The organism is Pseudoxanthomonas sangjuensis, assembly GCF_010211755.1.
Taxonomy (GTDB): Bacteria; Pseudomonadota; Gammaproteobacteria; order Xanthomonadales; family Xanthomonadaceae; genus Pseudoxanthomonas_A; species Pseudoxanthomonas_A sangjuensis.
In genome coordinates, this window is record NZ_PDWR01000011.1 from 68019 (window position 1) to 93768 (window position 25750).

Consider the following 25750-nt stretch of genomic DNA (forward strand, 5'->3'; position numbering starts at 1 on the left):
GGGCATGACTTCCGGACAGCGTGCGCCGCCGCCGTTCGGCCTAAGATGGCGGCATGTGGTCGCGCCTCAACCATACCCGCCTGCTGCGCGCCGCCGGCCTGTATACCTGGGCCCTGGTGGGGATCCCGATCGTCGGCAACGCGTGGTTCCTGCCGCCGTCCAGCGGTTCCGACGGGCTGGGCATCAACGTGCCGATGGCGCTGGGCACCTACCTGGCCTTCGGCGCCAGCTACTGGCTGGCCACCCGCGGGCTGGGCGAGCGCACCCGCTCGTGGCCGGCGCCGCTCGACCTGCTGCTGCTCGCCGTGCTCACCGCGTCGGCGGTGGCGGTGGGCTTCTACACCCAGACCGGGCTCAGCGGCGTGCTGATGCTGATCGTGGCCGGGGTGCTGCCGTGGCTGCTCGGCCTGCGCCTGGCGGTGGCGTGGCTGGTGCTGGCCTTCGTGGCGCTGGTGCCGGCGTTCATGGCCCTGCCGGACTTCAATTTCTGGGAGGCGGTGTTCCAGTCCACGTTCTATGTCGGTTTCGCCGCGTTCGTGCTGGTCACCGCCTACGTCGCCCGCGAACAGGCCGCGGCGCGCGAGGAGCAGCGCCGCCTCAACGCCGAACTGCGGGCGACCCGCGCGCTGCTGGCCGAAAGCGTGCGGGTCAACGAACGCACCCGCATCTCGCGCGAACTGCACGACCTGCTCGGCCACCACCTGACCGCGCTGAGCCTGAACCTGGAAGTGGCCGGGCACATCACCGAAGGCCGCGCGCAGGAACACGTCAGGCAGGCGCACACGCTGGCGCGGCTGCTGCTGACCGACGTGCGCGAGGCGGTCAGCCAGTTGCGCGAGGGCGACAGCATCGACCTGGCCGCGGCGCTGCTGCCGCTGGCCGAAGGGGTGCCGGCGCTGGACATCCGCATCGAGATCGAGCAGCCGCTGACCCTCGGCGACCCCGAGCGCGCCCACGTGCTGCTGCGCTGCACCCAGGAAATCATCACCAACGCGGTGCGCCACGCCGACGCCCGCCACCTGTGGCTGAAGTGCCGTCGCGACGGCGACCGCATCGTCATCGAGGCGCGCGACGACGGCCGCGGCGCCGAGCGCGTGGTCGCCGGCAACGGCCTGCGCGGCCTGCGCGAACGGTTGCGCCAGCACGGCGGCGACGTGGCCATCGAAACACGCCCCGGCGGCGGCTTCCGCCTGTCGCTGTGGCTGCCGGCCGAGGGCGGCGAAGCATTCCCGCCGATCGCCGCGGAAGAGTCCCGAACCGAAACAACCATCGCCGGAGGCGCCGCATGATCCGAGTCTGCCTGGTCGACGACCAGAACCTGGTGCGGCAGGGTATCCGCTCATTGCTGGCGCTGGACGACGGCATCGAGGTGGTCGCCGAGGCCGCCGACGGCCGCCAGGCGGTCGAGCTGATCCCGCAGGTCAAGCCCGACGTGGTGCTGATGGACATGCGCATGCCGGTGATGTCGGGGCTGGAGGCGCTGCAGTCGCTGGCCCGCGCCGGGCAACTGCCGCCCAGCATCATCCTGACCACCTTCGACGACGACCAGCTGGTGCTGGCCGGGCTCAAGGCCGGGGCCAAGGGCTACCTGCTGAAGGACGTGTCGCTGGAGCAGCTGGTCGGGGCCATCCGCACCGTCGCCGAAGGCGGCTCGCTGGTGCAGCCGGCGGTGACCCAGCGCCTGCTGTCGGGGCTGGAGCACATGCGCAACGACTTCGTCAGCCTGGACCGCCCGGACCCGCTGACCGACCGCGAGACCGAGATCCTGCGGCTGATGGCCAGCGGCTTCTCGAACAAGGAGATCGCCAATTCGCTCGGCGTGGCCGAAGGCACCATCAAGAACCACGTCTCGAACATCCTGTCCAAGCTCGGCGTGCGCGACCGCACGCGGGCGGTGCTCAAGGCTTTCGAACTCCAGCTGGTCTGAGCGACGGGATGGCTGGCCCGCCGCAGCGCGGCGGGCGCCCTTTCGAAGCCGGGGGACAGGGACAGGACGCGGGCCGTCCCGAAGGCGTTCGAACTGCAGCCACTGCGGGTTCCCGGCCCGGCGACGCGCCGGCGCGCGCGGTGGCCGACTTTGGCGCGACTTCCAATTGGTCTGATCCAGGTACGCTCGGGGCGCAGTTGTGAGGATTCCGTTCACGGCCTGCCGGCGAGGATGCGTGGGGGTGGCTGACCGGACCCGCCCGGCCTGTTACGATTCGCGTCTGCCTTTACCTATATCGGCCATGGCACAGGCCCGGAGATTTGCTGAATGACCCGTTTGCTCGAGTTCCTGATCGCGTTGGGGCTGGTATTGGCGCTGTTCCTGGTGGTTGGACTGGTATTGCCGTCCAAGCGCCACCTTGTGGAAAGCGTCGAGACCAACCGCAAGATGACCATCGTCTACGACACGTTGAACAACGTGCGTCGACTCAAGGACTGGAGCCGCCTGCTGCCGAACAATCCGGCGGAACTGTCGTACTCGGGCGGCGATGCCAACCACGCCGGCGTCGGCGCGCGCGTCGATTTCGCCTCCAACACCGTCCCGCAGTGGAAGAAGGGCAGTTGGGAGATCGTCGAGAGCGAGGCCCCGCCGGCGCTCGGCGGCCCGGCCAAGGTGGCCTACGCCATCGTCGACGGCCGCTCCGGCACCGACAAGAAGACCACGTTCGTCCTCGAGCCGACCGGCAAGAACAACCGCAACGTCAAGATCACCCAGAGCTACGACGTCACCTACGGCTTCAACCTGATCGGCCGCTACATGGGCCTGTACCTGGGCAGCCACGTCGGCGACCCGCTGAAGGTCGGCCTGAGCAAGCTGACCAACCTGCTGGCCACGGTGCCGAACTTCGACTACCGCGTCGCGGGCAGCAAGCTGGCCGGCCTGAAGATCGTCGACGTGCCGGCCGAGGACATCCTGTTCGTCAACGCCGGCAACATCGACCGCAACAACGACGCGATCAAGGCCTCGATCAAGCAGAACCAGGAATGGATCAAGCGCGTGATGGAGTCGAACGGCCTCGAGGCCGCCGGCCCGGTGCGCATCGTCACCACCGACTTCGGCACCGAGAAGTACGCGTTCGACGTGGCCCAGCCGGTGCGCAAGCGCGGCGCCGCCAAGCCGGCGGGCGACGCCAAGGACGCCGCCGACAAGGCCGACGAGCAGGCCAAGGACGAAGCCGTCGCCACCGCCTCCTCCGGTGGCCCGCTGAAGGTTTCGACCTCCGGCACCCCGGTCGAGTACCTGCGTACCGAAGCGCACAAGGCCGCCAACGCCACCTACACCGGCTACATGGCCGAGCTGGACGCGGTGCGCAATTCGCTGCGCGCCTGGGCGCTGACCAACGGCTACGAGGTCAGCGAGCGTCCGTACGAATCGTGGAAGAGCGGGGTCGACGGCTCGTTCACCGCCGACGGCCAGTTCGACGTGTACTGGGCGATCAAGCAGAGGTAATTGCGACTGCGCCCACAATACGCAGCATCCGCCGAAGCGCCGCATCTTGCGGCGCTTCGCGTATCCGGCTAAATAATCGCCGACCGGCTGGAAGCCGACCACTCGCGAGGCTCCACCGATGTTCTACGACCGCCGCCAGCGCAAACCTTCCGTCACCGCCTGCCTCGGCGGCCTGCTGGCCGCCGCCGCCGTCGCGCTGGCCGCCTATGCGGCGCACGGCCAGGTCGACGCGCTCGGGCAGTCGCGGCTGCAGTCCGCGGCGCTGTACGCCTTCGGCCACGGCATCGCCTTGACCGCGCTGACCGCCGGCACCACCCGGCGCATGGGTCGTACCGGCCTGTACCTGCTGCTGCTGGGCACGCTGCTGTTCTCCGGCAGCCTGGCCCTGAGCGTGCTGGCCGACGTCAGCGGCAAGTTCGCGCCGGTCGGCGGCATCGCGCTGATCCTCGGCTGGGTGGTGTGGGCGATCGACGCGGTCCGGCGCTGACGCGCAAGCGCAAGCCTCGGATATGCCAACGCCACAAGGCCTCGGTTAGCATGCCGGCATGCCAAGACATGCCCGCGGCTTCGACACCGAAGCGGCCTACGACCACCTGACGAAGCGCGACCGCAAGCTGGGCGCGTGGATGAAGCGGATCGGCTACATCGAGGCCGAGCCGCGCTGGCGCAAGGCCTTCGATCCGGTCGACGCGCTGGCCCGCGCGATCCTGTTCCAGCAACTCAGCGGCAAGGCCGCTTCGACGATCGTCGGGCGGGTCGAAGCGGCGATCGGCAGCACGCGCCTGCATTTCGACACGCTGGGCCGCATCGACGATGCCGGCCTGCGCGCCTGCGGCGTGTCCGGCAACAAGACCCTGGCGCTGCGCGACCTGGCCGCGCGCGAGCGGCGCGGCGGCATCCCCACGCTGCGGCAGATGGCGACGATGCACCACGACGAGATCGTCGCAGCGCTGGTGCCGATCCGCGGCATCGGCCGCTGGACGGTGGAGATGATGCTGATGTTCCGCCTCGGTCGCCCGGACGTCCTGCCCATCGACGACCTCGGCGTGCGCAAGGGCGCGCAGCGCGTCGACAGGCTGGAGGAAATGCCGACGCCGAAGGAACTTCTGGCGCGCGGCGAGAAGTGGGGGCCGTATCGCACCTATGCCAGCCTGTACCTGTGGCGCATTTCCGATGGCGATGGCCAGGACGTCACGGTGTCGAAGACGAATCGCTCGCAGGATTAAGTGAAGTAACCTTCGCGCTTATCGGTGTGGTGGAAGGCAACTCGAGAAACTTGCGCAAGCGGCAATTACTTCGCGTTGAAGGGTTGGGTGTCCCGTAAGAATCGCCAGATTCTGGAATGCAAGCATTGCTAGTCCATTGCTGGACTTGAACATGTTTTCGTAAAGTGCTGGCGGGGACGGCCATTTGGTCCAGTGAATCGCATGGATGCCGGCATGAACGAAGGAATTGAGCGGTTGCCAAGAGCTTTCTTTGAATTCTTTCAGTGAGACGAGAAGATTTTGAAGTTGCGGGATCCTCTCCAAGTCCGCCAGCATTTCATTAAGTAAAGGAATGTTCTTGTTGGCTTGCTGCGATTCTGCAGATAGAAATGTAGATAGCTTCTCGATTTGTGCATCTGTAGCGCGGTGGAGCACCCAGATGCTTCTCACGAGCGCTTCGAATTGGCTGCGTAATACGGCGGCGGCGCCAAGCGCCAACTCTGCTTGACATAGGGTTCTGACAGACGCCGCGAAATGCAGGGAGGTGCTCGTCAGCGTTCGGCTGAGAATCTGTCGATCCGAATTGCTATAGGGCTGCAGGTCGACGATATCGGCTAGGTGCCCCAACAATGTTTCGGTTCTGCCGAAATCCATGGCTATCCTCGGTGATCAACGAAGTACCAATGCCACGGCTCGTACACGATTCCGTGCGGGTTATCTCTCGGATAGCTCATGCGGAAGCCGAAGATGCCGGCGTTGTTCGTCAACCATGCGAACGCATCGGTCTTCTCGAACGATTCCTCGGCCGGTGGCTCACCCGGCGTGCCGATGTCCAGCGCGTTGCCGCTGTGGTGTTCGCTGTAACCGGGCGCGGCGTTGACGGTGAGAATTTGTTCGACGGTCTGGCCGCGCGCCAGTTTCCGTTCGAAGATGCCGAGCTGGTAATCGTGGCTGCGGTAGCCGGAGATCGCGTCGAGCACGACGCCATCGCGATGTGCCGCGCGATGCATCGAGTTCCACGCGCGCGCGGCGCCGGCGGCCAGCCACAGCGGGCGGCGATAGCGGTCGAAACCGGCCAGCGCCAGCGATGCCGGCTCGGAGACCAGGTCGAGGCCGGTGCGCTCGCCGTAGCCTTCATCGAGCCCCAACGCGTGCAGGCGGTGAAGCAGCTTGTCCAGCGGTAGTTCGCCTTTTGCGGGGCCATCGGCCCCAGCGAGCGCATCGAGCGCCGCATCGCTGTCGACGCCCCGCATCCAGCGCGGCAACAGCGGCAGCAGGCCCTGGGGCAGGGAAGCGGCGAGGTAGCGGCCGTCGCGCTTGCGCCGCAACACCCAGTCGGCCCGTGCGATCGTGCGCGCATCGGCGCTGCCGCGCGCGCGCAGCAGCCACGCGGGCCACAGTTCGATATCGGCGGTATTGAGCAGTGAACGGGGGCGGGCGCGCATTGGCGCAGCTTAGCGGCGCCGTGCGCACCGCGCCAGATCGGGCCCCGCGCCGCGGAGCGGCCGCGGGTCAGCCGCGCAGGCTCATCCGCCGCAGCGCGTTGTCGCGGCGCACGTAATGGTGGAGCAATGCGGCCGATGCGTGCAGGCCGATCAGGAAATAGCCGGCGGTGCCGATGGTCTCGTGGATTTCTTCCAGGTTGTGGGCCAGCGCCGGGTTTTCGGCGATCAACCGCGGGAATTCGATGCCCAGCAGCACGACCGCGTGGCCGTCGGCGTTCAACGAAAGGTAACCCAGCACCGGCAGCGCCAGCAGCATCGCGTAGAGCAGGAACGCGACCAGGTGCGCAAGCCCCGCCTGCCATGCCGGTGGCTGCGGCAGGATCGGCGGCGTCGTGCCGGTGGCGCGCAACGCGAGTCGCAGCCATGTCAGCGCGAACACGGCCAGGCCCAGCGCGTAGTGCCAGTCCTTGATCAGCGCGCGGGCCGCGCTGCCGCGCGGATACATGCCGCGCAACTCGATGCAGGCATAGACGCCGATCAGCAGCAGCAGCGTCAGCCAGTGCAATGCGACCAGGGAAGGGCGGTATCTGGAAGTGCGCGACGCTTGCATGGCGGTCTCCGGCACGATGCTGGCAGGATACTGGGCGCGCGTGCCGGAGCGTGCATTGATCTTGATCAAATGCCGCGGCCGGGAATGCGAATCGTCCTCAGCGTTCCGCGTTGCTTCCGAGGGACAGCTCGCGCAACCGGGCGAGCAGGTCCTGCGGTTTCTGCGGGCTGAGCAGGATGAGCTTGCCGTCGCGTTGCGGCAGCACCAGCACGCGCTCGTGTCCGGTCAGCAGGCAGAACGCGCGGCTGCGGTTGCGCAACAGGTAGTGGCCGGTCTTGTAGCCGGGCAGTCCGCTGCCGAACAGCTTCAGCATCGGCTTGAATTCGACGTGCTCGTCCAGGCCGAGCACGCGCGCCTTGTCCAGCGCCAGTTCGGCGATGGCGACCTTGCGCGAATTGATGCCGGCGACGATGACGAGCTTCCCGTCCTCGATCGAAACGCGCCGGCGCATCAGCCAGACCATCGGGCCGGCCACCAGCAGCGCGGCGGCGAACGGCGGTACCAGCCACCACGGCACCGGGTCGGCGGGCCACGCGCCTGCATCCGTGCGCAGGAGCGCCACGGCCGTTATCGCCAGCCAGAGTACCGCGAAGAACCAGTACAGCGCGGGCGACGGCGGGACGACGGCGAATTGTTCCGGCTCCCGGTTCACGCCTGCGCCCCGTTGGCCAGCAGCGGCGCGAGTACGTGCAGCACGATGTCGGCGCAGAAGTGGGCGAGGATCGCCATCTCCAGCCCGCGCTTCCAGTACAGCCAGCCGAAAGCGACGCCGGCGATCGAATTCAGCAGCACGGTACGCACGACGACGATCGCATCGAGCCCCCAGACCTGGTGCGCGGCGGGCAGGTGGCCTGCGCCGAACAACAGTGCGGCAATCGCTATCGCGGTCCAATAGACCCGCGGCGAGGGCGCGGCCTTGCGCAGCACCGCGACCAGCCACACGACCAGCGTCATCAGGAACAGGCGCAGCTGCAGTTCTTCGGCGATGCCGCCGTAGAACGAGGCGAGGAAGCCGTTGAACGCCGACTGGCCGGCCCCGGCCTTCGCCGGCGGGTGCAGCATCGGAGGCAGCAGCGGGTCGATCGCCGCGGCCAGGGCGACGACCGCAAGCGCGGCGGCGATGCCGAGCAGGACCGCCTGCAGCGGGCGCAGCGCAACGGCCAGCGGTTCGCGGTTGATCCAGCGCTGCAGCAGCGGCGCGCCGAGGCCGACGCGATGGCCCATGCGCAGGCCCGCCAGCGACATCAGGCCGATCAGCACCAGGGCCTGGATCGATTGCGCGGCGATCACCACCGAGAGCGGCACCGGCAGTTTCGCGAACTTGTCCGGCATCAACTGCGCCAGGTAGGGCACCAGCGCGGCCACGGCCAGCGCCGAGACCACGCCGAGCAGCGCGGCGATCTTCAGGTCGTGCCTCCACGGCGTGGCGGCGGCGGGCAGGGCGGCCGGGGCGGACATCACGATCCCTTCTTGAAGATCATCAGCGGCTTGCTGCCGCTGTGCGGGCTGGAAGGAATGATGCCGACCAGCTCCCAGCCTTCGCGGCCGCGCTTGTCCAGTTCTTCCTGGAGCGCGTCGCGCTTGGGGCTGCCCCACATGCTCGATGGGACTTCCACGGTGAGGTATAGCCAACGGATGCTCATGTTCCTTTCCCCTCGTCGTTGTCGCCGCCGGGCTTCGGCAGGCGCCCGGCCTTGCGCAGCGCGTCGCGCAGCACGTATTCGATCTGCGCGTTGAGGCTGCGCAATTCGTCGTCGGCCCAGCGCTGCGCCGCGTTCAGGACATCGGCGTTGATGCGCAGCGGATAAGCCTTCTTTTCACTCATGGCAGGATCGCTTTTCCATGGACGGTCCACACACGGGCGTGCGGGTCATCGCGCCTGGATGCGCGATTAGTACAGCGTGCCGGCGTTGACGATCGGCTGGGTCGGCCGGTCGGAGCACAGCACCGTCAGCAGGTTGCTGACCATGCTCGCCTTGCGCTCTTCGTCCAGGTGCACCATGCCGGTCTTCTGCAGTTCCTGCAGCGCCATCTCGACCATGCCGACCGCGCCGGCGACGATCTGGGTGCGCGCGGCGACCACCGCGTTGGCCTGCTGCCGTTGCAGCATGGCCTGGGCGATTTCCGGCGCGTAGGCCAGGTGGCTGATGCGCGCGTCGATGACTTCGACGCCGGCGTTGGCTAGGCGTTCGGCCAGTTCGTCCTTCAGGTGCTGCGAGATCTCGCTGGCGTGGCTGCGCAGGGCCAGTTGGCCCGGCTCGTGCTGGTCGTACGGGTAGCTGGTGGCCATCGCGCGCAGCGCCGATTCGGACTGGATGTGGACGAAGCTCTCGTAGTCGTCGACGTTGTAGACGGCCTCGGACGCATCGACCACCTGCCACACGATCACCGCGGCGATCTCGATCGGCGAGCCGTCCAGTTCGTTGACCTTGAGCTTGCCGGATTCGAAGTTGCGCACGCGCATCGACACCTTCTTCTTGCTGTAGAAGGGGTTGTTCCAGCGCAGGCCGTTGTCCTTGACGGTGCCGACGTACTTGCCGAACAGGCTCAGCACCGCGGCCTGGTTGGGTTGTACGGTGTACAGGCCGATCAGGCTGAGGAAGGCGATCACGCCGAGCAGGATGCCGGCGACGATGCGGCCGCCGGAGGCGGGGCCGTAGGTGTCCGGGTCGGGGCCGATGCCGGTGGCGACCAGCCAGACCGCGGCGGCGGCGAGCACGAGCACGCCCAGCAGGTAGGGGATGCCGGGCAGGGAGCGGATGGGGATCTCTTTCATGGGTGGTTTCTCCGGAAGGGACTCACAGCTGCAGCAGGCCGATGCCCAGCGCCAGTGCGGATGCGGACAGCAGCAACAGGCTGGCCACGGCGCGCTTCGGGCGGTCGGGGAATCGGCGTTCGATCAGGTGGACGATGTGCAACATGGCGCTCTCCTCGGCGGGGCCCAGTTGGCCGGTTTTCAAAAATTAAGATATCAAAATGATATCAATCGGCAAGTGCCGTTCGTCGGCTGGCCCGCCGGCCCGGGTAAACTTCGCGTCCCTCCGGAACAGACTCGCCCATGACCGCACTCGGCACCCCGCTGTCCCCGTCCGCCACCCGCGTCCTGCTGCTCGGCTCGGGCGAACTGGGCAAGGAGGTCGCCCTGGAACTGCAGCGCTTCGGGGTGGAGGTCATCGCCGCCGACCGCTATGCCGATGCCCCGGCCATGCAGGTCGCGCATCGCAGCCACGTGCTCGACATGCTCGATCCGGTCGCGCTCAAGGCATTGATCGAAAAGGAAAGGCCGCACCTCATCGTGCCGGAGATCGAGGCCATCCATACCCAGACCCTGGTCGAACTGGAAGAGACCCTCGGCCAGAAAGTGATCCCAACCGCCCGCGCCGCACGGCTGACCATGGACCGCGAGGGCATCCGCCGGCTCGCCGCCGAGACGCTGGGCCTGCCGACGTCGCCGTACCGCTTCGTCGACTCGCTGGACGAATACCGGGCCGCGATCGCCGAAGTCGGCCTGCCGTGCGTGGTCAAGCCGGTGATGTCGTCGTCTGGCCACGGCCAGAGCATCGTCCGCAGCGAGGCCGACGCCGACGCCGCGTGGGACTACGCGCAGACCGGCGGCCGCGCCGGCGCCGGGCGCTGCATCGTCGAGGGCTTCATCGACTTCGAATACGAGATCACCCTGCTGACCGTGCGCCATGCCGGCGGCATTTCGTTCTGCAAGCCGGTCGGGCACTGGCAGAAGGACGGCGACTACCGCGAGAGCTGGCAGCCGCAGCCGATGTCGCCGCTGGCGCTGCAGCGCGCGCAGGACATCGCGAAGAAGATCACCGACGAACTGGGCGGCTGGGGCATCTTCGGCGTGGAACTGTTCGTGAAGGGCGGGGAAGTGTGGTTCAGCGAGGTATCGCCGCGCCCGCACGATACCGGCCTGGTCACGCTGATTTCGCAGGACCTGAGTGAATTCGCGCTGCACGCGCGCGCGATCCTCGGCCTGCCGATCCCGGACATCCGCCAGTACGGACCGTCGGCCTCGTGCGCGATGCTGGCCCACGGCCACGGCGTGCCGAAATTCTCGAACATCAACGCCGCACTGGCGAAGCCGGACACCGCGCTGCGCCTGTTCGGCAAGCCCAAGGTGGAAGGCCACCGCCGCGTCGGCGTGACCCTGGCGCGCGGCGAGAACGTCGACGTCGCGCGTGCGATCGCGCGCGATGCGGCGGCGGCGATCGGGATCGAACTGGAATGAGCCTTAACCTTCTCCCCATCGATGTAACCGACGGGGAGAGGGAGACATCGGATCAATCGGAGAAACGCATGAACGGAACCGCCGGCTACGCAGTCTTCTTCTTCCCGCAGGCGCTGGAAGCGCTGGGCGATGCGATCAGGCCCTACCTGACCGACCAGCCGCAGGGGCCGCACATCTTCTGCCAGGAGATCGACACCGGCGGCGCGTTCGTCGAGATGACGCTGGTGGGCAGGAACGATCAGGGACAGGAAGTGCAGGTCGAGTTGATGGTGCCCGGCAGCATGATCCGCATGATCGTGTCGGCGACGAACGAGACGGGATTCGGGTTCGGGCCGAGGGTGGCGACCCCCGCTGCGTGATGCGCCTCTTCTTGATTGTGATCGTCGCCGGCCCGCTGCTGTGTGGCTGCAGCAGACATGCCGGTAAAAGTCCGTTCGAGGCGGTTGATTCTGACGATGCTTCTGCACTCGGAGCGTATCTGGATGCGGGTGGAGATCCGAATGCAAAGGCCTCCAATGGGCAATCGCTCCTTTATGTCGCGACGGGACCGCATGGAGGTAAGAGTGTCCTTCGACTCTTGCTGAAGCGCGGAGCCGACCCGAACATCGGTGCGGGTGCATACACCCCGTTGATGAATGCTTCTTCGTGGTGCTGGCTTGATGGGGTGGAGCTCTTGGTTGAGGCCGGCGCGGATGTATCCGCACGCAACGAACATGGCGAAACCGCCATCGAAACGGCATGTCAGGGAGGCGATGGTCGCGAGAAGGTCATTGCCTATCTTCGTGAGCACAGCAATTAAGCAGGTAGGGCGGGTCAAGACCCGCCCTACGTTTCTACAACTCCTCGAACGGCCTCCAACCCCGCCCGTCGAACGCCTCCAGCGGCTTGAACCGCCGCTTGTAGTCCATCTTGCGGTGGCCGTCGATCCAGTAGCCCAGGTACAGGTGCTGGCGGCATTCGCGCTTGGCCCATTCGATCTGGCGCAGGATCGCCAGCGTGCCGAGGCTGTTGGCCTCGTAGTCCGGGTCGTAGAACGTGTATACCGCCGACAGCGCGTCCGGCAGCACGTCGGTCACCGCCACCGCGACCAGTTTCCCGTTGCCCTCCGCGCTGCGGTCGCGCAGCTCGAGGAAGCGCCCCTCCGACCAGGTGCCGATCAGGAACTGATCGAATTCCGCCGCGCCGTGCCCGTCCATGCCGCCGCCCTTGTGGCGCGCGTCCAGGTAGCGCTGGTACAGCGCCAGGTGTTCCTCGTTGCGTTCGGCCGCGACGATGCGGCCTTCGACATGCGCGTTGCGCGCGGCACAGCGGCGCTGGTTGCGGTCGGGCCTGAATTCGTCGACGGGAATCCGCACCGCCACGCAGGCGCGGCAATGCGGGCAATGCGGGCGGTAGACCAGGTCGCCGGAACGGCGGAAACCCCAGCCCAGCGCGGTCGGGTAGAACGACGCCAGCCGCGGGTCGCGCGGGTCCAGCACCAGGTCGCGCGCGGTGCGCTGCGGCCAGTAGCCGCACGGATGCTCGCCGGTGTGGAACAGGCGCAGGTCGTCGTGCGAGGCGTTGAAGTCGGTGCCCATGGCGGATTCCGGGCCTCAGGACCGGGCGGGAGTCGGGACCAGCATACTGCTGCGGGGCCGTCGCCGGGGTTGCGACTATCCGCCAACTGAACGACGCGGGCCGGGGGTCAACCGGCGCCGCACCGGCGCGTTTTCGTCGCCAGTGGCCGAACCGCGCCACGAAGACCGAGAGGCAAGACCCATGACCCGCAAGAATCTGCTCATGATGGCCGTGCTGGTGGCCCTGACCGGCGCCGGCGCGGCGTTCGCCGCCGAGCAGGCGGCCGACACCGCCAGGCCGGCCCGCGTGAAGATCGACGCCAACGGCGACGGCTTCATCGACAAGGCCGAGGCGGCCAAGTTCCCGCGCCTGGCGGAGAAGTTCGACCAGCTGGACAAGAACAAGGACGGCAAGCTGTCGCAGGAAGAGCGCCCGATGCGCGGCCACGGCCGCGACCACATGGGCCGGCACGGCCCGCGCGGCGAAGGCGGCTTCATTGGCAAGCTCGACGCGAACGGCGACGGCAAGATCAGCCGCGACGAAGCCAAGGCCAGCGAACGCTTCGCTGCGCGCTTCGACACCGTCGACGCCAACAAGGACGGTTTCGTCGACAAGGCCGATTTCGAGCTGCGCATGAAGCAGCACCGCGACGAGATGTTCGCCCGGGCCGACACGAACAAGGACGGCGTGCTGAGCAAGGCCGAGTTCGACGCGATCAGGCCGATGGGCCCGCGTGGCGACGGCCCGGGCTTCGGTCCGCATGGCGGCCACCGCATGCCGCCGCCGGACGAGGCGCCGAAGCGCTAATCGCTGCAACCACCGGAGAAGCCCGCGGCGACGCGGGCTTCTTTTTTCGTCGCGGGGCTATTGTCCCGCCGGCACGATCCGCACCCGCATTTCCTCTTCGGCGGGCGGTTGCGGCGCCGGCTGCGGCGACGGTTTGCGCTGCAGCCAGATGAACATCGCCACGGCGGCGATGATCACCAGCAGCATGATGCGGATGCGCCAGGCCCACGGGCGGTGCGGCGCCGCTTCCTCGTCCCGTTCGGCGAACACGTAATTGCCGCGCTGGTCGGGACGGGTGCTGTCGAGCAGGCCGGCCTCGCGCAGGATCTCGCGTGCGCGCGGCTGGTCTTCGGCGCGGCGCACCCACAGCGACGGTTGCCGGTTGGCCGCGACCGGTTCGGTATAGCTGAACTGCCCGCCGCGCTTGCTCTGGTACGAGCGGCCGTTGCGGATCGCCACCTCGATGCCGGCGTCGCCGAGCAGCTTGGCCACGCCCTCGACGGTTTCGATGCGCTGGCTGGTGAAGACCTGGCGCATCTCATTTCCCCGTTGGCGGCGTCACGCGGATCAGGCCTTCCTGCATGGTGCTGGCCACCAGCCGGCCCGTGCGGTCGAAGATCTGCCCGTGCGCCAGCCCGCGCGAATTCTGCGCGCTGGGGCTGTCGATGGAATACAGCAGCCACTCGTCGGCGCGGAACGGGCGGTGGAACCACAGCGCATGGTCCAGCGAGGCCATCTGTACGCCGGGCTGGTAGTAGCTGATGCCGTGCGGGAAAGTCGCGGTGCCGAGCAGGTGGAAATCGGAGGCGTAGGCGAGCAGGGCACGATGCAGTTCCGGCGCGTCGCCGACCGGTTCGCCCAGGCGGAACCACACCTGCTGGAACGGCGGCTGCCTGGCCGGGTTCAATTCGTCGCGCGGATGCACGCGGCGGAATTCGAACGGGCCGCTGCGCGACATCCAGCGCTGGATCTTCGGCGGCAGCTTGGCCAGCGCCTCGGGCGACACCTGGGTGGGCGGCACGTCTTCCGGCATCGGCGTTTCCGGCATCGTCGCCTGGTGTTCGGCGCCGGGCTCGTCGGCCTGGAACGAGGCCGCGCAGAAGAAGATCACCTTGCCGTGCTGGATCGCGGTGACGCGGCGCACCGAGAAGCTGCCGCCGTCGCGGGTGCGGTCGACGTTGTAGACGATCGGCGCGTCGATGTCGCCGGCGCGCAGGAAGTAGGCGTGCAGCGAGTGCGACAGGCGGCCGCTGGCCGGATCCATGGTCGCCTGCGCGGCCGACAGCGCCTGCCCCAGCACCTGCCCGCCGAACACGTACTTGGTGCCGATGTCGCGGCTCTGGCCGCGGAACAGGTCGTCCTCCAGCCGCTCCAGCGACAGCAGTTCGATCAGTTCGGAGGCGACGGGTTCGGGGGCGGGGGACAAGGCGCGGTACCAGCGTGGGATTGGCGAATTATACCGGGCACACGAACCCTCCTTTCTCTCTCCCGCGGGCGGGGGAGGGGCTGTCCGGGGCGTTTCAGGGAACCAGGCGTTCCAGGTTCACGTCCCGCAACACCTTCTCCCACGGGAACAGCGGGCCGGGATCGAGCTTGCGCTTCACCTTCAGCGAAGGGTCGTCGCTGGCAGGCACTTCCTCGCGGTCCAGGTCTTCGTGGCCTGCGATGTGGCGCAGCGTCGGGATGCGCAGTTGCAGGCTGTGCAGCAAGCCGACCAGCGCCCCGACCTGCGCGTCGGCGTATGGCTCGCTCATCCGCTGGCTGCCGGATGCCAGCCAGTCCGGCCAGCGCCCGGTGTTGACCAGTTCGATGCCGATGGCGCGTTCGTTGTAGCCGCGCACGTGGTGGGCGATGCAGGTCGGTTCGACGTAGCGGTGCACGCTGCCGTCGCGGTCGATGTAGTAGTGGCCGCTGTTGCCGGTGCCGGAATCGTAGAGGATGCGTTCGCCGTATTCGCGCGCGGTGGCCAGGTCCGGCAGTTCGGTGCAGTGGATCACCACCAGGTCGATCCGCTCCAGCGGCCGGGTCTGCAGCTTCGATTCGTACGGCAGCGGTTCGACGATCATGGGTGGGCGATATTGTGGGGAGCGGGGGCGAACAGCTGCCCGGATGCTAGCATTTGCGCCTGCGCAACGAACGAGGAATCCCGCCGGCATGCCCCGCGGCCACTGCATCCTTTCCCACGGCTTCGAAAGCGGCCCCGACGCGACCAAGGTCACCGCGCTGGCCGAGGTCGCCGAAAGGCTCGGCTGGAGCCACGAACGCCCCGACTACACCGACCTGGACGCGCGCCGCGAGGTCAGCGACCTGGGCGATGTGTACGCGCGGCTGGAGCGCCTGCGCGCGCTTGCCGAAGCCGCCGCGGCACGCGGGCCGCTGGTGCTGGCCGGGTCCAGCCTGGGCGCGTGGATCTCCGCGCAGGCGTCGTTGCAGGTGCCGGTGAAGGGACTGTTCCTGATGGCGCCGCCGGTGCAGATGGGGCCGGCGCCGGCGCTGCAGGCCGCCGACGTGCCGACCAGCATCATCCACGGCTGGGACGACGAGCTGATTCCGGTCGCCGAAGTCGTGCAGTGGGCGCAGCCGCGACGCGCGCGGCTGCTGCTGGTCGACGATACCCATCGCCTGTCCGACCATGTCGCCGCTTCGGCGGAAGCGTTCGCGGAATTGCTGGGTCGCCTGTGAAATTCTTCGTCTCCTGCGCCAAGGGCCTGGAATACCTGCTCGCCGACGAGCTGCTCGCGCTCGGCGCGGAGAAAGCCAGCGCCACCATCGCCGGCGCCAACGCCGAAGGCGAACAGGCCGACGCGCAGCGCGCGGTGCTGTGGTCGCGGCTCGCGTCGCGGGTACTGTGGCCGATCGCCGAATTCGACTGCCCCGACGAGCAGGCACTGTACGACGGCGCGATGGAAGTGAACTGGCAGAAGCATCTGTCGGCGGACCTGAGCCTGGCGATCGACGCGCACGTGTCCGGCGAGGCGATCACCCATTCGCGCTTCGCGGCGCAGAAGGTCAAGGACGCGATCGTCGACCAGTTCCGCAATTTCGCGCTGCCGCGCCCGTCGGTCGACGTCGAGAACCCGGACGTGCGCATCAATCTGTCCCTGCGCAAGGGCAGGGCGACGCTGTCGATCGACCTGTCCGGCGGGCCGATGCACCGGCGCGGCTGGCGCAGGGAGCAGAACGAGGCGCCGCTGAAGGAGAACCTGGCCGCCGCGGTGCTGATGCGCGGCGGCTGGCCAAAGCCCTACCACGACGGCGGCGCGCTGCTCGATCCGATGTGCGGCAGCGGCACCCTGCTGATCGAAGGCGCGCTGATGGCCGCCGACGTCGCGCCCGGATTGCAGCGACACGAGAACCGCCTGCCGACGCGCTGGCTGGGCTTCGATGCGAAGGCGTGGCGCGACCTGTTCGCCGACGCCGTGGCGCGCGAGCAGGCGGGGCGCGCGGCGCTGAAGCCGGTGTTCTTCGGCAGCGACCTCGACCCGCGCGCGATCCGCGGCGCGAAGGAGAACGCGGTGCTTGCCGGTCTCGCCGGGCAGTTGCGGTTCGAGGTGCGCGATGTGGCGAAGCTCGAGGCATTGCCGGTCGAACGCGGCCTGGTGGCGTGCAATCCGCCGTACGACGAACGCCTTGCCGCCGACGCCGCGCTGTACCGCCTGCTCGGCGATGCGCTGAAGCGCGCGGTGCCGGGCTGGCGCGCAAGCCTCTTGTGCGGCAACGAGGAACTCGCCTTCGCCACCGGCCTGCGCGCGGCGAAGAAGTACCAGCTGTTCAACGGCGCGATCGAGTGCGCGCTGATCGTCTGCGATCCGGTCGCGTCGCCGGCCCGCGCCGACGCCGCGCCGCGCGAGCTTTCCGAAGGCGCGCAGATGGTCGCCAACCGCCTGCGCAAGAACCTGAAGAAGCTGAAGTCGTGGCGCGGACGCGAAGGCGTGACCTGCTACCGCGCCTACGATGCCGACTTGCCCGAGTACGCGGCGGCCATCGACGTCTATGCCGAGGACGGCGGCGAGGGCCGTACTTTCCTCCACGTGCAGGAATACGCGGCGCCGGCGTCGATCCCCGAGGCCGACGTGCGCCGCCGTTTCGGCGAATTGCTCGCGGCCGCGCGCGAGGTCTTCGAGGTGCCGAAGGAACGGGTCGCGATCAAGTCGCGGGCGCGCGGCAAGGGCGGTTCCAAGTACGGCCGGTTCGGCGAGCGCGACGAGTTCATCGTGGTGCGCGAGTCGGGGGCGAAGCTGAAGGTCAACCTGTTCGACTACCTCGACACCGGCCTGTTCCTCGACCATCGCCCGCTGCGCGTGCGGATGGCGGAGGAGGCGAAGGGCAAGCGCTTCCTCAACCTGTTCTGCTACACCGGCGTGGCCAGCGTGCAGGCGGCGGTGGCCGGCGCGGCGCAGACCACCAGCGTCGACCTGTCGGCGACGTACCTGCAGTGGTGCGCGGACAACCTGGCGCTGAACGGCGTCGGCGGCGCGGCGCACCGGCTGGTGCAGGCCGACGCGGTGCGCTGGCTGGAAGCCGAGCGCGGCGAATACGACGTCGTGTTCTGCGACCCGCCGACATTCTCGAACTCCAAGCGCGCCGACGACTTCGACGTGCAGGCCGAACACCTGCGCCTGCTGCGCGCGGCGGTGGCGCGGCTGGCGCCGGGCGGCGTGCTGTACTTCAGCAACAACTTCCGCCGTTTCAGGCTGGACGAAGCCGGCGTCGCCGCGTTCGCGAACTGCGAGGAGATCACCGCGCAGACCATTCCCCCGGATTTCGAACGCAATCCGCGCATCCACCGCGCCTGGCGGCTGCGACGCCGGTAGGGGCGCGGCGTCGGTACGAAGGGCCGGGCATGGCGCGTCGCGCCCCTATGCCGTCGATTGCCCGCGCAACTTCGCGGCCCGCGCCACCACCGGCGGCGGCGCGATTTCTTCCGGCACCTGCAGCAGCCGCAACCGCCGCAGCCACTGGCCGACGCGGCCCGAGCCGGTCAACGCGACCACCGGGATCGACAGCACCATCCCGGCGATGACCGGCGACATCCACGCCGCGATCCGCGGCGAGACCATCCACGCCAGGATGCCGACGAAGACCCCGAACAGGGTCAGTCCGCCGTAACGGCGCGCCAGGCTGGCGAACGGCACGCTGCCGTCGTCGCGGCGCTGCGCTTCCCACCCGGAGTCCTTGCCGGCCAGCACCTCGGCCAGGCCGCGCGTCTGCACGTACATGGTGATCGGCGCCATCAGCGCCGCCATCAGCGTTTCCAGCACCACGCTCGTGAGGCAGCGCAACGCGCCGCCGCAGCCGCGGCGCAGGCGGAGGTAGGTGCAGGTGGCGAGGAAGCCGAGCGCCTTGGGCGCCAGCAGCACCGACAGGGTGAACGCGAACACCCACAGCAGGCGCTGCGTGTCGCCGGTCTGCAGCACCGCGCCCGACGTCGCGGACAGGCGCGCCTGCAACGGGATCGCCAGGCCGGCCAGCATCGACATGCCCCACAGGAAGGCGGTGAAGTAATGGGCGATGCCCAAGCCCAGGTGCAGGCGGCTGAGCCAGTGCAATCCCTTCGCGCCGATCACGCCGCCGTGCTGCAGGTTGCCCTGGCACCAGCGGCGGTCGCGCACCAGCATGTCGGTCAGCGACGGCGGGCCTTCTTCGTAGCTGCCGGACAGGCCCGGCGCCATGTGCAGCGCCCAGCCGCCGCGGCGCAGCAGCGCGGCTTCGACGAAGTCGTGGCTGAGCACGTTGCCGGCGAACGGCTTGCGCCCCCGTAGTTCCGGCAGGCCGGCGTTCGCGGCGAACGCGGCGGTGCGGATGATCGCGTTGTGGCCCCAGTAGTTGCCCTCGGCGCCGTGCCACCAGGCGATGCCGTAGGCCATCACCGGCCCGTACACGCGCCCGGCGAACTGCTGCATGCGCGCGAACGGCGTGCGCCCGTTGACGATGACCGGCAGCGACTGGACCAGCGCGACGCCCGGGTTGCGCTCCAGCGCCGCGGCCAGGCGCACGATGGTGCGCCCGCTCATCAGGCTGTCGGCGTCGAGGATCAGGAAATGCGGATAGGCGCCGCCGAAGCGCCGCACCCACTCGGCGACGTTGCCGGCCTTGCGTTCGACGTTGTTGTCGCGCCGGCGGTAATAGACGCGGAAGCCGTCGCCGAGGCGTTCGCGGAAGGCGAGGAAGGCGGCTTCTTCCGCCGATTGCAATGCCGCGCGGTTGGTGTCGCTGAGCACGAAGAAATCGAACCTGTGCGCCTGCCCGGTGGCGGCGACCGATTCGCAGACCGCCTGCAGGCCGGCGAGCAGGCGCTGCGGATCCTCGTTGTAGGTGGGCATCAGCAGCGCGGTGCGGGTGGACAGCTCCGGCAGCGGGTCGTCGCTGCGGATGCCCAGCGAATTGACGTCGCGGCGGAGCAGTACCAGGAAGAAACCGGCCAGGGTGCTGGTGAAACTGAGCGCGACCCAGCCGAACAGGGCGGCGAACAGCGCCAGCAGCACCGCTTCCGACGCCATCAGGCCGCCGTCGCGCAGAGCCCACCAGACCTGCCAGGTGGCGGCCAGGGTCAGCAGCGCCGCGCCGCCGATCACCAGCGCGCGGCGCAGTCCGATGCCGCGCGGCGACGTCGGCAGCCGGCGCGGCGACAGCCGGCCTTCGTGCAGCGCCTGCACCGGCATCGCCAGCGGCGCTTCCGCCGGCAGCCAGTCCATTTCCGCGATGGGCGCTTCCCGTGCGCGCCTCGCCACCGCCGCCGCGGTCATGCGAGCCACCGCGACAGCCAGGTTTCCGACAGCGGCCGTCCCGCGTCGTCGACGAGGCGCGCGCGCAGTTCCGCCACCTTCGCTTCGCCCGGGACGAATTCGAAGCTCATCCGCCAGGTGCCGTTCTGGGCGACGCGGTAGGCGACGATGTTGCGCAGTTCGCCGGCCGAGGCGGAGGCGTCGACCACCGGTTCCGCGTTCGCGGCCATCGCATCGAGGCGACCGCCGTCCAGGTCGACCACGTACAGGCGCGCGCCGTCGCGGCTGCCGGCGCGGGTCGCGGCCACGCGGGCCAGCCCGGCCTGCCATGCGTGGTCGGCGCACCAGTGCAGGCGATAGCGCCAATGGTGCTCGCGGCCGGCGGCGAGCGGCTGGCGCGGGCGCCAGAACGCGACGATGTTGTCGTGGTATTCGTCGCCGGTCGGCAGCTCGACCAGGTGCACTTCGCCGTCGCCCCAGTCGCCCAGCGGTTCGACCCACGCGCTCGGCCGCCGCTCGTAGCGCGCTTCGGCGTCCTGGTAGTCGGCGAAGTCGCGCTTGCGCTGCATCAGGCCGAAGCCGCGCGGGTTGCGGTCCTGGAAACCGCTGTGCTGGATCGTGGCCGGGTTGTTCAACGGCCGCCACGCCTGTTCGCCGCCGCCGTTGAGCAGGGCCAGGCCGTCGGAATCGTGCACGGCGGGGCGGAAATCGTCGACGCCGGCGCGGTCGGCGGCGTCGAATTCGTACATGCTGGTCAGCGCGGCGATGCCGGCGTTGCGCAGATCCGCGCGCGGATACAGGCGCGCGTCGATCTCCATCACGGTCTCCGCGCCGGGCACGACCGCGAAGCGGTAGGCGCCGGCGACGCTGGGGCTGTCGAGCAGCGCGTGCACGACGATGCGGTCGGCGCCGGGCGCGGGCTTTTCCAGCCAGAACGCCTTGAACAGCGGGAATTCCTCCGGGCCGGGATCGCCGCTGCCCAGCGCGAGGCCGCGCGCGGACAGGCCGTAGGCGAGGCCGCGCGCCAGCCCGCGGAAATAGCTGGCGCCGAGGAACACGAACAGTTCGTCGAAAACCTCCGGATGGTTCAGCGGCGCGTGCACGCGGAATCCGGCGAAGCCCAGCGACGGCTCTTCCTGCGCGCGCGACCCGCCGAAGTCGAACATGTCGGGGCGGTAGCGCAACGGCGTCGCGCGCCCGCCCTCGACGACGTGGATGTCGATGCGTTCCTTGAACAGGAAACCGCGGTGGAAGAACTGCGCCTGGAACGGCAGGCCCGTGCCGCGCCACAGCGCCGCTTCGGGGCGGAAGCGCAATGCGCGGTACTGGTCGTAACCGATCTTCTCCAGCCACCCGGGCAAGCTGCGGTCCGGCGGCGCGTAGGCGCGCGCGGCGAGTTCGCGCGCCAGTCCGGGTACGGTGTCGTCGTCGAACGCGGCGGCGGCCGCGCAGGACGCATGCGGCACGGCGAGCAGTGCGCCCAGCGGCAGGGCCGCGCCCATCTGGAGGAATTGCCTTCGCCGCACGGCGGCTCCGTCGGTGGTCAACAAGCGGCCGAATATATCCACCGCGCCGGCACGGGAATGTGTAGGCCGGATCAATGCCGCCGCGGCTTTGCGTTTTCGTAACGAAACGGTTGCTAGCGTGGGGAAAAACCGGAGCCCGCATGAGCGTCATTTCCGCCTGCGAAAGCCAGCGCCGCACGCGCTGGAAATTCTTCCGCCAATGGCTGATGCACCCGCGCAGCGTGGCATCGGTGACCCCGTCCAGCCCGGAGCTGGCGGCGGCGATGCTGGCCGAGCTGCCGCCGGGCACGCGACGCGTGATCGAACTGGGCGGCGGCACCGGGGTCTTCACCGAAGCGGCGCTGGCGCACGGCATTGCCGGCGAAGCGCTGCTGGTGCTGGAACTGAACCGCGACCTGGCCCGGCACCTGCAGGGGCGTTTCCCGGGTGTGCGCGTGGTGCGCGGCGATGCCCGCGAACTGCCGATGCTGGCGGAAGCGGACGGCTACCTGCAGGGCGGCCCGGCCGACGCGGTGCTGTCGGGCCTGGGCATCCTGTCGATGGAGCGTTCGACGCAGCGACGGATCGTGGCGTCGGCGTTCGAATGCCTGCGCGAGGGCGGGCGCTTCGTGCAGTTCACCTACGGCCCGCGCGCGCCGGTGTCGGAGCGGGTGGTGGCGGAACTGGGATTGAAGGTGCGCCGCGGCGAATTCGTGTTGCGCAACGTGCCGCCGGCGACGGTGTACGTGTACGAAAGGCAGCGGAGAGAAGTGAGCGGAGAGAAGTGAGCGGAGGAGTCCGCTTCCGCCCGCTCCTCGCTCCCCTCCACGCGTTCCTCGCTGTTACGCAGCCAGCGCTTCCAACGCCGGCACGTACGCGTAGCCGAGGTCGTCGGCCACCGCCTTGTAGGTGATCTTGCCGGCGTGCACGTTCAGGCCGTTGCGCAGGTGCTCGTCGTCCAGCAGCGCCTGCTTCGCGCCCTTGTTCGCCAGTTGCACCGCGAACGGCAGGGTGGCGTTGGTCAGGGCGAAGGTCGAGGTGCGGGCGACGCCGCCGGGCATGTTGGCCACGCAGTAGTGGATGATGCCGTCGACCTCGTAGGTCGGGTTCTGGTGCGTGGTCGGCTTCGAGGTCTCGAAGCAGCCGCCCTGGTCGATCGCCACGTCGACCAGCACCGAGCCGGGGCGCATCAGCTTGAGCTGCTCGCGCGACACCAGCTTCGGCGCCGCCGCGCCGGGGATCAGCACCGCGCCGATCACCAGGTCGGTGTACGGCAGGCGCTCCTCGATCGCATCGCGGGTCGAATAGATCGTGGTCAGCTTGTCGCCGTACAGTTCGTCGAGGTATTTCAGCCGGTCCAGCGAGCGGTCGAGGATGGTGACGTGCGCGTTCATGCCCATCGCCATGCGCGCGGCGTTGATGCCGACCACGCCGCCGCCGATCACCAGCACCTCGGCCGGTTTCACCCCCGGCACGCCGCCGAGCAGCACGCCCGAACCGCCCTGCGCCTTCTCCAGCGCGTGCGCGCCGGCCTGGATCGACATGCGACCGGCGACCTCGCTCATCGGCGCCAGCAGCGGCAGGCCGCCCTTGCGGTCGGTGACGGTTTCGTAGGCGATGCAGGTGGCGCCGGACTTCACCAGCGCCTTGGTCTGTTCCGGATCGGGCGCCAGGTGCAGGTAGGTGTAGAGGACCTGGCCGGGGCGCAGCATCGCGCATTCGTTCGGCTGCGGTTCCTTGACCTTGATGACCATGTCGGCGCGCTGGAAGATTTCCTCCGGCGTGTCGACGATCTGCGCGCCGGCCTTGACGTACTGCTCGTCGGCCAGGCCGATGGCCTTGCCGCCGTCGCGCTGGACGATGACCTGGTGGCCGTTGGCGACCAGTTCGCGCGCGCCGGCCGGGGTCAGGCCGATGCGGTATTCGTGGTTCTTGATTTCCTTGGGGACGCCGACAAGCATTTTTCTCTCCGGGGTGCGATGCGGCCTCGCGCGTGGGGAGCGCTGCGGCAAGGGACGAAGGCGTTGATTTTAACTGAAACTACCGTCAGGAAACCGCGCGCAGGCTGGCGGCCAGGCGTTCGAAGATTTGGTCGATGTGCGCCTTCCCGACGATCAGCGGCGGCGACAGGGCGATCACGTCGCCGGTCACCCGGGTCAGCAGGTCCTGCTGGTTGAAGGCGTTGGCGAACACGTCGTAGCCGCGGCTGCCGGGCGCGCCCTCGCGCGGGGCCAGTTCGATCGCGCCGATCAGGCCGTAGTTGCGCAGGTCGACGACGTGCGGCAGGCCCTTCAGCGAATGCAGGCCCTGCTGCCAGTAGTCGCCTAGTTCGATCGCCTTCCCGAACAGGCCTTCCTCCTCGTAGGTGTCCAGCGTGGCCAGCGCGGCGGCGCAGGCCAGCGGGTGGCCGGAGTAGGTGTAGCCGTGGAACAGGTCGATGGCGTTGTCCGGGCCCTGCATGAACGCGTCGAAGATCGAATCGGAAACGAACACCGCGCCCATCGGCACGCAGCCGTTGGTGATGCCCTTGGCCGCGGTGATCATGTCCGGCTGCACGCCGAAGCGCTGCGCGGCGAACGGCTTGCCGACGCGGCCGAAGCCGGTGATGACCTCGTCGAAGATCAGCAGGATGCCGTGCTTCGTGCAGATTTCGCGCAGCCGCTGCAGGTAGCCCTCCGGCGGCAGGATCACGCCGGCCGAGCCGGAGATCGGTTCGACGATCACGGCGGCGATCGTCGAAGCGTCGTACAGCGCGATCTGCCGTTCCAGGTCCTCGGCCAGTTCGACGCCGTGCTTCGGCAGGCCCTGCGAGAACGCGTTGCGCGACAGGTCCAGGGTGTGGCGGATGTGCGACACCGCCGGCAGCCCGGGGCCGAACCACTTGCGGTTGTTCGGCAGGCCGCCCAGCGAAATGCCGCCGAAGCCGACGCCGTGGTAGGCCTTCTCGCGGCCGATGAAGCGGGTGCGCTGGCCTTCGCCGCGCACGCGGTGGTAGGCCAGCGCGATCTTCAGCGCGCTGTCGACCGCCTCGGAACCGGAATTGGCGAAGAAGGCATGGTTGAGGTCGCCGGGGGTGATCTTCTTCAGGCGCTCGGCCAGGATGAACGGCAGCGGCGAACTCATCGAGAAGTTCGGCGCGAAGTCGAGGGTCCCGATCTGCTGCTTCACCGCCTCGACGATGCGCGGCCGCGCGTGGCCGGCGTTGCAGCACCACAGGCCGGCGGTGGCGTCGAGGATCTCGCGGCCGTCGACCGACTTGTAATGCATGCCGGAAGCGGAAGCGAGCAGGCGCGGCTTCTGCTTGAACAGCTTGTTGGCGGTGAACGGCATCCAGAACGCGTCCAGCGATTCCGGCGCCTGTTGCGACTGCGCGGCGTAGTGCTCGGCCAGGGCGCTGCGGGAGGAAGAAGAATCGGCGCTCACGAGCGGCTCCTGGACGGTTCGGTTGTGGCCGGCAAAGCTTAGCGTGTTGAAAAAACTTTACAACTCGGGACGAAGGGGTTCCCTTGCAGCGGCGCGCGCCGGCGCGGCCTCGGACCCTGCAATCCGCCGGATTGCCCGCGGAGGGCCGGGTTCTACGGTCGCACCTAGGTGCGCTCCTGCAAAAACAAGGGCTTGCGGAATTGACCCCGACTGCCCGGGATGTAAAGTATCCGCAACACGACAACTGCATCCGGGAACGACAGATGGACATAGGCGCCCGCCTGCAACGGGTACGCATGGCCAAGGACCTGAGCCAGCGCGAGCTGGCCAAGCGGGTCGGGGTGACCAACAGCACCATCTCGCTGATCGAACAGAACAAGGTCAGCCCGTCGGTCAGCTCGCTGAAGAAGGTGCTGGACGGCATTCCCATTTCGCTGGCCGATTTCTTCACCCTCGACCTCGACGCCGGCCCGCCCGACAGCCCGTTCTACGGTGCCGGGGAACTGCCCGACGTGGGCAGCAACGGCCTGCATTACTTCCTGGTCGGCCAGCACCGCCCGCAGCGGCAGATGTGCATCCTGCGCGAGGTGATGCCGCCGGGCGGCGACACCGGCGACGCCATGCTCAGGCACGAAGGCGAGGAGGGCGGGGTGATCGTCCAGGGTGAAGTCGAGGTGACCGTCGGCGACCAGGTGCGCGTGCTGCGCGCGGGCGAGGCGTACTATTTCGAGAGCAAGGTGCCGCACCGTTTCCGCAACGTCGGCGACGGCGAAGCGGTGATCGTCAGCGCGAACACGCCGGCGACGTTTTGACGT

The 25750-nt window shown here is 68.6% G+C and carries 30 protein-coding genes; 13 read left to right on the top strand and 17 right to left on the bottom strand.

Annotated features, from left to right (window positions below; translation table 11 throughout):
• Positions 1 to 53 precede the first annotated feature (53 nt).
• The 5 genes from CSC71_RS07675 (at position 54) to CSC71_RS07695 (ending at position 4662) form a co-directional block, all read left to right on the top strand.
• On the top strand, positions 54 to 1289 hold the full coding sequence (locus tag CSC71_RS07675) for a sensor histidine kinase (RefSeq protein WP_162373775.1): 1236 nt from the start codon (positions 54 to 56) through the stop codon (positions 1287 to 1289).
• A complete protein-coding gene (locus tag CSC71_RS07680; RefSeq protein WP_162373776.1) occupies positions 1286 to 1927 on the top strand; it encodes a response regulator in 642 nt (213 codons plus the stop codon). The genes CSC71_RS07675 and CSC71_RS07680 overlap by 4 nt, the downstream gene beginning before the upstream one ends.
• 327 nt (positions 1928 to 2254) lie before the next feature.
• Positions 2255 to 3436 carry a polyketide cyclase gene (locus tag CSC71_RS07685; protein ID WP_162373777.1) on the top strand — a complete coding sequence of 394 codons (1182 nt, stop codon included), beginning with the start codon at positions 2255 to 2257 and terminating at the stop codon, positions 3434 to 3436.
• Between the two features lie 118 nt (positions 3437 to 3554).
• On the top strand, positions 3555 to 3923 hold the full coding sequence (locus CSC71_RS07690) for a DUF423 domain-containing protein (protein ID WP_162373778.1): 369 nt from the start codon (positions 3555 to 3557) through the stop codon (positions 3921 to 3923).
• A 58-nt stretch (positions 3924 to 3981) separates the two neighbouring features.
• A complete protein-coding gene (locus tag CSC71_RS07695; RefSeq protein WP_162373779.1) occupies positions 3982 to 4662 on the top strand; it encodes a DNA-3-methyladenine glycosylase family protein in 681 nt (226 codons plus the stop codon).
• 18 nt (positions 4663 to 4680) lie between these two features.
• On the opposite strand, the gene CSC71_RS07700 is transcribed toward CSC71_RS07695, so the two are convergent.
• The 9 genes from CSC71_RS07700 to CSC71_RS15665 form a co-directional block, all read right to left on the bottom strand.
• Positions 4681 to 5295, bottom strand: coding sequence for a DUF6988 family protein (locus CSC71_RS07700; RefSeq protein WP_162373780.1), 615 nt, complete (start codon positions 5293 to 5295; stop codon positions 4681 to 4683).
• Positions 5296 to 5297: 2 nt separating this feature from the next.
• On the bottom strand, positions 5298 to 6086 hold the full coding sequence (locus CSC71_RS07705; RefSeq protein WP_162373781.1) for a M15 family metallopeptidase: 789 nt from the start codon (positions 6084 to 6086) through the stop codon (positions 5298 to 5300).
• Between the two features lie 67 nt (positions 6087 to 6153).
• Positions 6154 to 6696, bottom strand: a complete 543-nt coding sequence (locus CSC71_RS07710) for a cytochrome b (protein ID WP_162373782.1) — start codon at positions 6694 to 6696, stop codon at positions 6154 to 6156.
• A gap of 97 nt (positions 6697 to 6793) precedes the next feature.
• Positions 6794 to 7348, bottom strand: coding sequence for a PH domain-containing protein (locus CSC71_RS07715; protein WP_162373783.1), 555 nt, complete (start codon positions 7346 to 7348; stop codon positions 6794 to 6796).
• Positions 7345 to 8154: a CPBP family intramembrane glutamic endopeptidase gene (locus CSC71_RS07720; protein ID WP_162373784.1), complete on the bottom strand. Its 810-nt coding sequence runs from the start codon at positions 8152 to 8154 to the stop codon at positions 7345 to 7347. The genes CSC71_RS07715 and CSC71_RS07720 overlap by 4 nt, the downstream gene beginning before the upstream one ends.
• Entirely contained in the window at positions 8154 to 8339 is a 186-nt protein-coding gene (locus tag CSC71_RS07725) for a DUF4177 domain-containing protein (protein ID WP_162373785.1), read from the bottom strand. The genes CSC71_RS07720 and CSC71_RS07725 overlap by 1 nt, the downstream gene beginning before the upstream one ends.
• Complete coding sequence (locus tag CSC71_RS07730; RefSeq protein ID WP_162373786.1) at positions 8336 to 8521, bottom strand: type II toxin-antitoxin system antitoxin; 186 nt, start codon at positions 8519 to 8521, stop codon at positions 8336 to 8338. The genes CSC71_RS07725 and CSC71_RS07730 overlap by 4 nt, the downstream gene beginning before the upstream one ends.
• Before the next feature lie 66 nt (positions 8522 to 8587).
• Complete coding sequence (locus CSC71_RS07735) at positions 8588 to 9472, bottom strand: SPFH domain-containing protein (protein WP_162373787.1); 885 nt, start codon at positions 9470 to 9472, stop codon at positions 8588 to 8590.
• Positions 9473 to 9494: 22 nt separating this feature from the next.
• Positions 9495 to 9617, bottom strand: a complete 123-nt coding sequence (locus CSC71_RS15665) for a hypothetical protein (protein WP_281351949.1) — start codon at positions 9615 to 9617, stop codon at positions 9495 to 9497.
• 137 nt (positions 9618 to 9754) lie between these two features.
• On the opposite strand from CSC71_RS15665, the gene purT reads away from it, so the two are divergent.
• From purT to CSC71_RS07750, 3 genes are all read left to right on the top strand, one after another.
• Complete coding sequence (purT, locus tag CSC71_RS07740) at positions 9755 to 10939, top strand: formate-dependent phosphoribosylglycinamide formyltransferase (protein WP_162373788.1); 1185 nt, start codon at positions 9755 to 9757, stop codon at positions 10937 to 10939.
• Between the two features lie 68 nt (positions 10940 to 11007).
• Positions 11008 to 11298 (top strand): hypothetical protein, encoded by a 291-nt coding sequence (locus CSC71_RS07745; protein WP_162373789.1) that lies wholly within the window; start codon positions 11008 to 11010, stop codon positions 11296 to 11298.
• The gene (locus tag CSC71_RS07750; RefSeq protein ID WP_162373790.1) at positions 11298 to 11738 is read left to right on the top strand and encodes an ankyrin repeat domain-containing protein; all 441 of its coding nucleotides are present in this window, start codon (positions 11298 to 11300) and stop codon (positions 11736 to 11738) included. The genes CSC71_RS07745 and CSC71_RS07750 overlap by 1 nt, the downstream gene beginning before the upstream one ends.
• 34 nt (positions 11739 to 11772) lie before the next feature.
• Here the strand turns inward: CSC71_RS07750 and CSC71_RS07755 are convergent, their stop codons facing one another.
• Positions 11773 to 12516: an arginyltransferase gene (locus CSC71_RS07755; protein WP_162373791.1), complete on the bottom strand. Its 744-nt coding sequence runs from the start codon at positions 12514 to 12516 to the stop codon at positions 11773 to 11775.
• 181 nt (positions 12517 to 12697) lie between these two features.
• Between CSC71_RS07755 and CSC71_RS07760 the strand changes: the two genes are divergently transcribed.
• Positions 12698 to 13303 carry an EF-hand domain-containing protein gene (locus CSC71_RS07760; protein WP_162373792.1) on the top strand — a complete coding sequence of 202 codons (606 nt, stop codon included), beginning with the start codon at positions 12698 to 12700 and terminating at the stop codon, positions 13301 to 13303.
• 57 nt (positions 13304 to 13360) lie between these two features.
• Here CSC71_RS07760 and CSC71_RS07765 read toward each other — a convergent pair whose 3' ends face one another.
• From CSC71_RS07765 to CSC71_RS07775, 3 genes are all read right to left on the bottom strand, one after another.
• Positions 13361 to 13819, bottom strand: coding sequence for a putative signal transducing protein (locus tag CSC71_RS07765; RefSeq protein WP_162373793.1), 459 nt, complete (start codon positions 13817 to 13819; stop codon positions 13361 to 13363).
• Position 13820: 1 nt separating this feature from the next.
• A complete protein-coding gene (locus tag CSC71_RS07770; RefSeq protein ID WP_162373794.1) occupies positions 13821 to 14708 on the bottom strand; it encodes an acyl-CoA thioesterase in 888 nt (295 codons plus the stop codon).
• A gap of 94 nt (positions 14709 to 14802) precedes the next feature.
• A complete protein-coding gene (locus tag CSC71_RS07775; protein ID WP_162373795.1) occupies positions 14803 to 15348 on the bottom strand; it encodes an N-acetylmuramoyl-L-alanine amidase in 546 nt (181 codons plus the stop codon).
• Positions 15349 to 15436: 88 nt separating this feature from the next.
• Between CSC71_RS07775 and CSC71_RS07780 the strand changes: the two genes are divergently transcribed.
• The gene (locus CSC71_RS07780; RefSeq protein ID WP_162373796.1) at positions 15437 to 15964 is read left to right on the top strand and encodes an alpha/beta hydrolase; all 528 of its coding nucleotides are present in this window, start codon (positions 15437 to 15439) and stop codon (positions 15962 to 15964) included.
• Positions 15961 to 18096 (top strand): bifunctional 23S rRNA (guanine(2069)-N(7))-methyltransferase RlmK/23S rRNA (guanine(2445)-N(2))-methyltransferase RlmL, encoded by a 2136-nt coding sequence (gene rlmKL, locus CSC71_RS07785; RefSeq protein WP_162373797.1) that lies wholly within the window; start codon positions 15961 to 15963, stop codon positions 18094 to 18096. Before CSC71_RS07780 ends, rlmKL begins: the two co-directional genes overlap by 4 nt.
• 45 nt (positions 18097 to 18141) lie before the next feature.
• On the opposite strand, the gene mdoH is transcribed toward rlmKL, so the two are convergent.
• On the bottom strand, positions 18142 to 19977 hold the full coding sequence (gene mdoH / locus CSC71_RS07790) for a glucans biosynthesis glucosyltransferase MdoH (RefSeq protein WP_343037679.1): 1836 nt from the start codon (positions 19975 to 19977) through the stop codon (positions 18142 to 18144).
• 47 nt (positions 19978 to 20024) lie between these two features.
• Positions 20025 to 21509, bottom strand: coding sequence for an OpgD/OpgG family glucan biosynthesis protein (locus CSC71_RS07795; RefSeq protein ID WP_211367929.1), 1485 nt, complete (start codon positions 21507 to 21509; stop codon positions 20025 to 20027).
• Between the two features lie 164 nt (positions 21510 to 21673).
• On the opposite strand from CSC71_RS07795, the gene CSC71_RS07800 reads away from it, so the two are divergent.
• Positions 21674 to 22300, top strand: coding sequence for a class I SAM-dependent methyltransferase (locus tag CSC71_RS07800; RefSeq protein WP_162373799.1), 627 nt, complete (start codon positions 21674 to 21676; stop codon positions 22298 to 22300).
• 54 nt (positions 22301 to 22354) lie between these two features.
• Here the strand turns inward: CSC71_RS07800 and ald are convergent, their stop codons facing one another.
• Complete coding sequence (gene ald, locus CSC71_RS07805) at positions 22355 to 23473, bottom strand: alanine dehydrogenase (protein ID WP_162373800.1); 1119 nt, start codon at positions 23471 to 23473, stop codon at positions 22355 to 22357.
• Between the two features lie 85 nt (positions 23474 to 23558).
• Entirely contained in the window at positions 23559 to 24902 is a 1344-nt protein-coding gene (gene aptA, locus CSC71_RS07810) for an omega-aminotransferase AptA (protein WP_425501932.1), read from the bottom strand.
• A 296-nt stretch (positions 24903 to 25198) separates the two neighbouring features.
• Between aptA and CSC71_RS07815 the strand changes: the two genes are divergently transcribed.
• The gene (locus CSC71_RS07815; RefSeq protein ID WP_162373801.1) at positions 25199 to 25747 is read left to right on the top strand and encodes a cupin domain-containing protein; all 549 of its coding nucleotides are present in this window, start codon (positions 25199 to 25201) and stop codon (positions 25745 to 25747) included.
• The last annotated feature ends 3 nt before the right edge of the window (positions 25748 to 25750 follow it).